The following is a 7,591-nucleotide window of genomic DNA, read 5'->3' as shown; positions in this document are numbered from 1 at the left end:
CACGATTGAACCGCCGGCCCCCGCAAGGTGGCCGGCGGTTTTCGTTCGGGATCCGCAGCGGTGGCTGGTCAAAGTCAGGGGGGGCGGCTATCCCGGCCGTCTGCCAACGAGGGGATTCTGAATGCGCGTCGCAATGATCGGCACCGGCTATGTCGGCCTGGTATCGGGAGCCTGTTTCGCCGATTTCGGTCACGTGGTTTGCTGTGTCGACAAGGACCCGTCCAAGATCGACCGTCTGAACCAGGGTCAGATCCCGATCTTCGAGCCCGGCCTGGACGCCCTCGTGGCCAGCAATGTGCGGGACGGTCGTCTGAGCTTCGTCCTCGACGGAGCCGAGGCGATCCGGACCGCGGACGCCGTGTTCATTGCCGTCGGGACACCGTCGCGCCGCGGTGATGGCCATGCCGACCTGTCCTATGTCTATGCCGCCGCCGAGGAGATCGCCGGCCTGATCGACGGCTTTACCGTCGTCGTCACCAAATCGACCGTCCCGGTCGGCACCGGCGACGAGATCGAACGCATCATCCGGGCGCGCCGTCCCGACGCCGAGTTCGCCGTGGTCTCCAATCCCGAATTCCTGCGCGAGGGGGCCGCGATCGAGGATTTCAAGCGACCCGATCGGGTCGTGGTCGGTACCGAGGACGACCGGGCCCGGGTGGTCATGGCCGAAATCTACCGGCCCCTGAGCCTGAACGAGACGCCGATCCTGTTCACGGCCCGCCGGACCAGCGAGCTGATCAAATACGCCGCCAACGCCTTCCTGGCCCTGAAGATCACCTTCATCAACGAGATGGCGGACCTGTGCGAGGCGGTCGGTGCCGATGTGCAGCAGGTCGCGCGCGGCATCGGCCTGGACAAGCGGATCGGCTCGAAATTCCTGAACGCCGGCCCGGGCTATGGCGGATCCTGCTTTCCCAAGGACACCCTGGCCCTGGTGCGCACGGCCACCGACGCGGGCAGTCCGGTGCGGCTGGTCGAGACCACGGTCCAGGTCAATGACGCGCGCAAGAAGGCCATGGCCGGGCGCATCGCCGGGGCGCTCGGGGGCGAGCTCAAGGGCAGGACGGTGGCCATGCTGGGCCTGACCTTCAAACCCAATACCGACGACATGCGCGATTCCCCGGCCCTCGACGTGATCCCGGCCCTGATCGCCCGCGGAGCCACGGTCCAGGCCTTCGATCCCGAAGGCATGGAGGAGGCCGCGCGGCTGCTGGATGACGTCCAGTTCAAGGACGGGCCCTACGAGGCGGTCGCCGGGGCGGACGTCGTCGTCATCCTGACCGAATGGAACCAGTTCCGGGCCCTGGACCTCGATCGCGTCAAACTGTTGATGCGGCAGCCCGTGATGGTCGATCTGCGCAATGTCTACCGCCCGGAGGACATGCGCGCCCGGGGCTTTGCCTATACGTCCGTGGGCCGAACCTAGCGGCCGGCGGCCGGATTCAGGCGCGATGTCGGGGGGACGGACTCCGGGGGCGAACGATCGAGGACCGCCCGTCCGGCTCCGATGACGAGGGTGGCGGTCAGGGCGGCGGCGGCGATGGCAATCGCCGCCAGCTTGACGCCGTCGATGAATTCCTTGTGGTCAGGCCGCACCGCAATCCCTCGGATCGATAGACGGACACAGGGAGCACGCCGGTTCGGGATTCGCAAATCACGGAACGGCGTGCGGCCGGAAAAAGGGGGCGCCCCCCCAAATTGCCGGAGCGGACGGCATCGGAGTGCCGCCCGCCCTGCAGGGATAACGGTGAAGAACCCTAGCCGCGGAACGGCCGGATCACGATCTCAACACGACGGTTCATCGCCTTGCCTTCGGCGGTGGCGTTGGACGCGACCGGTTCGCTCTCGCCGCGACCGTCGACATAGAGGCGATCGGCCAGGACGTTGCGGCTGACCAGATACTGGGCGACCGACGAGGCCCGGCGACGCGACAGGTCGAGATTATAGTCATCGGCCCCGTCGGAGTCGGCATGACCGATGATGTCGATGGTCGACTGGTCATAGCGGTTCAGCACGCCGGCGACGTCATCGAGCGTGGCGTAGAAGCGCGTGTTCACGGCCGACTGGTTCGACGCGAACGTCACGTCCGACGGCATGCGCAGGACCAGGTTGTCGCCCTGGCGGGCCACGCCGACGCCGGTGCCCGAAAGCTCGGCTTCCAGCTCGCGCTGCTGGCGGTCCATATAGGCCCCGACGGCCGCGCCCCCGAGTGCGCCGATGCCGGCGCCGATCAGGGCGTTCTTGCGACCCTGTTCACTGTTGGAGGTGTTGGTCAGATAGCCCAGCAGGGCACCGCCGATGGCACCGCCGATCGCACCGGTCGCCGTATTGTTGCGGCGCGGCGTCGAGCTGTAGGGGTCCATGGTCGTGCAGGCCGCGCCGCCGAGCAAAATAGCGATGCTGGCACCGGTCAGGTAAAGCTTGGAGCGCATGTTGGAAGTCCTTTGGGTTGGAAGAGGCGTCAGCCGCGAAAACGTCACCCCACAGTGAAGGTTCCATTCTGTACCGGGAATGAATGGCCGGCGTGCGGCGGGCTTTGCCAATTTCCGGCAATGGGGCGTATGGAACTATCTCCCACCGCTAGCAAAGGTCACGATCGTGAGCACGTCCCTGAACGCCTCTTCCGCTGGACCGACCCGGCACCGATCGATCGCGCCCGTCTCGATGGCGCTGTATGAGACCGATTTCCAGCGGTTTGCCGACGCCCTCGGGGCCTCGTTCAAGCGCTACGGATTCGCGGTGCTCTCCGATCACGGGATCGATGAGGCGACGATCGAGGCGGCCATTGCGGATGCCAAGGCCTTTTTCGCCCTGCCGGAGGACGTCAAACGCGCCTACCATATGCCCGGAACCGGCGGGGCGCGGGGTCTGACCCCGTTCGGCGTCGAGGCGGCCAAGGACGCCAGTGCCGTCGATCTCAAGGAGTTCTGGCACGTCGGCCGCGAACTGCCCGAGGGGCACCCCTATCGCAAATACATGCGCGACAATCTGTGGCCGACCGAGATCGCCGGCTTCCAGGCGCATCTGTACGGCATGTTCGACGCCATGGATCAGCTGGGTCGCAAGATCCTGAAAGCGATTGCCCGCTATCTGCAGCTCGGCGACGACTATTTCGAGGACAAGGTCCAGCTCGGCAACAGTGTGCTGCGGATGCTGCACTATCCGCCGGTTCCGGCCGGGGCTCCCGGGGTCCGGGCCGGGGCCCACGAGGACATCAATGTGATCACCCTGCTGCTCGGGGCCGAGGAGGCGGGGCTCCAGCTCAAGGACGCCGAGGGCGACTGGCTGGATATCGCGCCGCCGCCGGGGGCCCTGGTGGTCAACATCGGCGACATGCTGCAGCGCCTGACCAACCACGTCCTGCCGTCGACGACGCACCGGGTGGTCAATCCGGCCCCGGAGCGGGCCAGCTTCGCCCGCTATTCGACGCCGTTTTTCCTGCATTTCAACCCGGATTTCGTGATCGAGACCCTGCCGACGATGGTGACGGACGACAATCCCGACCGCTATGCCGGCAAGGCGATCATGGCCGAGGACTTCCTGATGGAGCGCCTGCGCGAAATCCGGCTGATCTGACGGCCGGACCCGTCCCGACCGTTGTCGACCTAGCGGGATATCCGGAGTTTGGTGATGTCCCGGCCGATGGCATTGAAGGCCTCGGACAGCTCGGTCCCGCTGCCGGCGTCGTGGAAGCCGCCGGGGGTCGAGGCGCAGTACTGAAGCAGGGCCCGGGCGTTGCCGCTGTTCCCGATCTGGAACCCGACCGTATAGACGATGATCCCCTGGGCCTTCATCGCGTCGCACAGGGCCCGGCTCTGGGCATAGGGCTCACCGTTGTCGGGGTCGCAGTTGTTGCTCTCGGCGTTGGGCGCATTGTAGCCCCGGGCCATCACCCCGTTGCAGTAGGGGGCGTTGAACTCGCCGTCGGTCATGATGATCACGGCCTTCAGGGTCTCGGCCGTATTGTAGGCGGCCCCCGCCGACGACGGCCACAGCGCGCCGAAATTCGGCGACACCATGTACCAGCCCCAGGCGATGCCGATCTGGCCGGCGGTCGAGCCGCTGACCGTCAGATCATCGATGTCCGTCTTGATGCCGCTGATGCTGCTCGACAGCGGCTGGATGGTGCTTTCCATGCAGGCGCCGTCCCGGTCCGGATAGTTGCGACCGACCCGGGCCGACCCGGTCGGAGCCGCGTCGGTGTAGGCTTCCCTGCCGGTGCGTTCGGTGACGCAGTCGCTGATCCTGTGGGTGGTGAGGTTCCGGTTCTCGTTTTCGAAGGCATACCAGGTACAGCCGGGCCGGGCGCACCAGGACCGGCCGCCGGACCGGTAGGGCGACAACCCGGCCGGGTCCACGTCGATGGTGTAGGTATCGGTCGTGGGGTTGCCGACCCGATGGATCCGGTCGTTGACCTCGGTCATCCCGGAGACACCGGTGATATAGACGTGATCGTTGTCCCCCAGGCCGTGTCGGGTCGAGGTGACGGTGAGGGCGCAATCATTGTTGCGGCATTTCTGGATCCGGCCCGATCGCCCCAGAAGTCTCCCGTAGTTGCGCCCGTCGATGCGGTTGCCGTTCTGATCATTCAGCTCGAAGCTGTTGTTGCTCCGGCCCGCGACCACGAAGGCCCGGTTGTTGATCTGGGTCATGCCGCCCACGCCCGAGACCCAGACGACGTCGCCGTTGGCGAAGCCGTGCCCCCGGGACGTGATTTCGACCGGGCGCTTCCGCGAGGCCTTGCTGATGCTGCGTTGCGGGCCTGTCAGGTCGATCCCGATGTCGGTGATCGGGGTCGAGCCGGTGACCGGGCCACGCACGTCGTTCAGATAACGCCCGGGATTGACCGAATAGGACCAGGGTACCAGCGCCACCCTTGAGTAGTAGGGCGTCTGGACCGGCTGCACGATCAGGTCGACCAGGTCCTTGGCCGCGGCCTTCAGGTCCCGCAGTTTCTGGCCTCGCATGGAGCCGGACATGTCCAGGGCCAGGGCGACCTCGATGTTCCGGGAGGAGCGGTCGACCTCGGAATGGGCCCCGACCGGCAGGTAGTCGTCCATGAATTTGCCGTAGGGCGGCAGGATGATGTTGGCGACCAGGGTCTTCACATCGACCTTGGAACTGCCGACCACCACGCTGTCGCTGTCCAGGGTGAAGGTGGTCTGGTCCTCGCGCAGGAGGATGTCCGGATAGGCCTGCAGATTGGCCCTCAGCGCCGCCAGCCCGACCCGGGACAGGTCCGCGTCCGTCGTATAGGGCGAGCGGGCCGCGGCCAGGGTGGCGGCGTCCAGCGCATCCTGAAGATTGACCCGCACCGTCGAGGCGCGGTGAATGTCGACCCCGCCGAGCGTCATCAGGACCAGCACCGGCAGGGTGAGGCTGAAGATCATCGCGACATTGCCGCGCACGTCGGATCGCAGCCGGCGGACAAGGGTCCTCAGGCCAGAAAGGAAGCGCCGGTCTCGGTCTGCCATGGATGTCGGTCCAGCCATGTCGCCGGGCAGGATCGCCCGGCTGTAAGCGCACGAGTCTGAAGCAGCGCGGTTAAGGCTTGATGATCCCCGACGGTCTGGCGGGAAACCGGTCCCGGGGAGCGTCGCGCTATCGCGAAATTCTCAGGCGGGTAATGTCACGGCCGATGGCCTTGAAGGCATCGGTTAGGTCGGCCCCGCTGGCCGGCAGGTGGGCATGGGCCGTGCTGGTGGCGCACTGGGCCAGGATGTCGGCCGCGCTGCTGCCGGACGACACCTGGAATCCGACCGTGTAGACGATGATGCCCTGCGCCTTCATCGCGTCGCACAGGGACCGGGCCTGATCGAAGGAGTGGCCGTTGGTGGCGTTGCAGGCGATCTTGTCGGTCGAGCCTCCGGACCCCGACAATGCGTTCTGGGCGATCACGCCCGAGCAGTAGGGGGTGTTGTAATCCCCGTCGGTCATGATGATCACGGCCTTCAGCAGGTCGCGCTCATTGCGCACACCCGCACCATTGGACGGCCAGAGGGCGTTGAAATTCGGCGATACGGTGTACCAGCCCCAGGCGGTGCCGATGTGGCCCGCGGTGGAGCCGTCATCCGACAGACTGTTGATCAGGTTCTTGATCGTCGAGATGTTGCTGGACAGCGGCAGGATCGAGGCGGTCGGGCAGACATTGTTGCTGTTGGCGTAGTTGAACCCGACCCGCGCCGACCCCGGCGAGGCGTCGGTATAGGCCTGGGCCCCGGTGCGCTCGCTGACGCAGGTGCTCGCCGGCAGGGCGCGGATGGCGTTCGAGGGGTTGCGGAACACGCGGTACTCGCAGCCGTACTGGCCACAGTAGGACCGCCCCCCGGAGCTGTAGTTGCCCCAGCTCGCCCCGTTTTCACCGATGGAATAGGTGTTGGTCGTGACGTCAGACACCTGGTAGCCGGAGCCGTTGATCCCGGTCATGCCGCTGACGTTCGAGATGTAGACATAGTCGTCGTTCGACAGTCCGTGTCCGTTGGCGGTGACCACCACCGAACAGTCCGAGACCAGGCATTTGCGGGCGATGCCGCCTGAACTGTAGCTGCTGTAGCCGTTGCCCGAGGTGGTATTGACCGTCGCCCAGCTGGACCCGGTCCAGGCCTGCAGTGAATAGGCGCTGCTGCTGATCCGCACCACGCGGAACGCGCGGTCGTTGATCTGGGTCATGCCGTTGACGCCGCTGATCCAGATCCAGTCGCCGGTGGCGAAGCCATGTGAGCTCGAGCTCACGACTCCGGTGCTGGCGCGGGTGATGCCCGAAATCGACTTGGAGGACCCGGTCGTCCAGGCGGCACCGGAAATGTTGCGGTAGGCGGTCGGGGTGCCGCGGGCGCTGTTGGCGTAGGCACCGAGGTTCACGCCGACGGCATAGGGAATGACCGACATCCGGGAATAGAAGGGCGTCTGCACCGGCTGGACCACCAGGTCGACCAGATCCTTGGCCGCCACTTTCAGGTCGGTCAGTCGCTGACCGCCCATGGAGCCGGTGATGTCCAGCACGAGGGCGACCTCGAGGTTCTTGGACGAGCGGTTGACCTCGGAATGGGCCCCGACCGGCAGGTAGTCGTCCATGAACTGCCCGTAGGGCGGCAGGATGATGTTGGCGACCAGGGTCTTCACATCGACCTTGGAGTTGGCGATCACCACGCTGTCGGTGTTCATGGTGAAGGTCGTCAGGTCTTCCCGCAGGATGATGTCCGGATAGGCCTGGAGGTTGGCCCTCAGCGCCGACAGCCCGACCCGGGTCAGGTCCGTGTCGGTCGTATAGGGCGATCGCGCGGCGGCCAGGGTGGCGGCGTCCAGCGCATCCTGAAGATTGATGCGAACGGTCGAGGCGCGATGGATGTCCACGCCGCCCACCGTCATCAGCACCAGCACCGGCAGGCTGAGGCTGAAGATCATGGCGACATTGCCGCGCGTCTCACGCTGGAAGCGTGCAGCGAAGTCCCGGGTGGCCCGGCCGCAGGAACGGATCCAGTTGAAAACGCCCATGTTCAGGTCGCGTGCTTCCGTTCACGGGCACACAATGACCCGTCCTGGTCGCAGGATGGCGCATTTCGGTTAAGGGAACCGATATCGGGAACGGTTA

General features: G+C 65.9%; 6 protein-coding genes. 2 read left to right on the top strand and 4 right to left on the bottom strand.

All coding sequences use genetic code 11. The annotated features are described in order from the left end of the window. Window positions 1-121 precede the first annotated feature (121 nt). On the top strand, window positions 122-1,426 hold the full coding sequence (locus AACZ75_RS12360) for a UDP-glucose/GDP-mannose dehydrogenase family protein (RefSeq protein ID WP_339873190.1): 1,305 nt from the start codon (window positions 122-124) through the stop codon (window positions 1,424-1,426). On the opposite strand, the gene AACZ75_RS12355 is transcribed toward AACZ75_RS12360, so the two are convergent. Together AACZ75_RS12355 and AACZ75_RS12350 are read right to left on the bottom strand one after the other, a co-directional pair. Next, entirely contained in the window at window positions 1,423-1,596 is a 174-nt protein-coding gene (locus AACZ75_RS12355) for a hypothetical protein (RefSeq protein WP_339873189.1), read from the bottom strand. The two genes, AACZ75_RS12360 and AACZ75_RS12355, sit on opposite strands and share 4 nt — an antisense overlap. A 161-nt stretch (window positions 1,597-1,757) precedes the next feature. After that, the gene (locus AACZ75_RS12350) at window positions 1,758-2,432 is read right to left on the bottom strand and encodes an OmpA family protein (RefSeq protein ID WP_339873187.1); all 675 of its coding nucleotides are present in this window, start codon (window positions 2,430-2,432) and stop codon (window positions 1,758-1,760) included. A gap of 232 nt (window positions 2,433-2,664) precedes the next feature. Between AACZ75_RS12350 and AACZ75_RS12345 the strand changes: the two genes are divergently transcribed. After that, the gene (locus AACZ75_RS12345) at window positions 2,665-3,576 is read left to right on the top strand and encodes a 2-oxoglutarate and iron-dependent oxygenase domain-containing protein (RefSeq protein ID WP_339873193.1); all 912 of its coding nucleotides are present in this window, start codon (window positions 2,665-2,667) and stop codon (window positions 3,574-3,576) included. 29 nt (window positions 3,577-3,605) lie between these two features. On the opposite strand, the gene AACZ75_RS12340 is transcribed toward AACZ75_RS12345, so the two are convergent. Both AACZ75_RS12340 and AACZ75_RS12335 read right to left on the bottom strand, forming a co-directional pair. Continuing rightward, entirely contained in the window at window positions 3,606-5,474 is a 1,869-nt protein-coding gene (locus tag AACZ75_RS12340; protein WP_339873185.1) for a ubiquitin-activating E1 FCCH domain-containing protein, read from the bottom strand. A gap of 127 nt (window positions 5,475-5,601) precedes the next feature. After that, complete coding sequence (locus AACZ75_RS12335) at window positions 5,602-7,494, bottom strand: ubiquitin-activating E1 FCCH domain-containing protein (RefSeq protein ID WP_339873183.1); 1,893 nt, start codon at window positions 7,492-7,494, stop codon at window positions 5,602-5,604. Window positions 7,495-7,591 lie beyond the last annotated feature (97 nt).

The organism is uncultured Brevundimonas sp. (assembly GCF_963975535.1).
Classification (GTDB): Bacteria; Pseudomonadota; Alphaproteobacteria; order Caulobacterales; family Caulobacteraceae; genus Brevundimonas.
This window is presented reverse-complemented; position numbering and strand designations above follow the sequence as displayed.

Coding starts and splice junctions, on each gene's coding strand:
- AACZ75_RS12360 (WP_339873190.1), top strand. CDS start 122: ATGCGCGTCGCAATGATCGGCACCGGCTATGTCGGCCTGGTATCGGGA.
- AACZ75_RS12350 (WP_339873187.1), bottom strand. CDS start 2,432: ATGCGCTCCAAGCTTTACCTGACCGGTGCCAGCATCGCTATTTTGCTC.
- AACZ75_RS12345 (WP_339873193.1), top strand. CDS start 2,665: ATGGCGCTGTATGAGACCGATTTCCAGCGGTTTGCCGACGCCCTCGGG.
- AACZ75_RS12340 (WP_339873185.1), bottom strand. CDS start 5,474: ATGGCAGACCGAGACCGGCGCTTCCTTTCTGGCCTGAGGACCCTTGTC.
- AACZ75_RS12335 (WP_339873183.1), bottom strand. CDS start 7,494: ATGGGCGTTTTCAACTGGATCCGTTCCTGCGGCCGGGCCACCCGGGAC.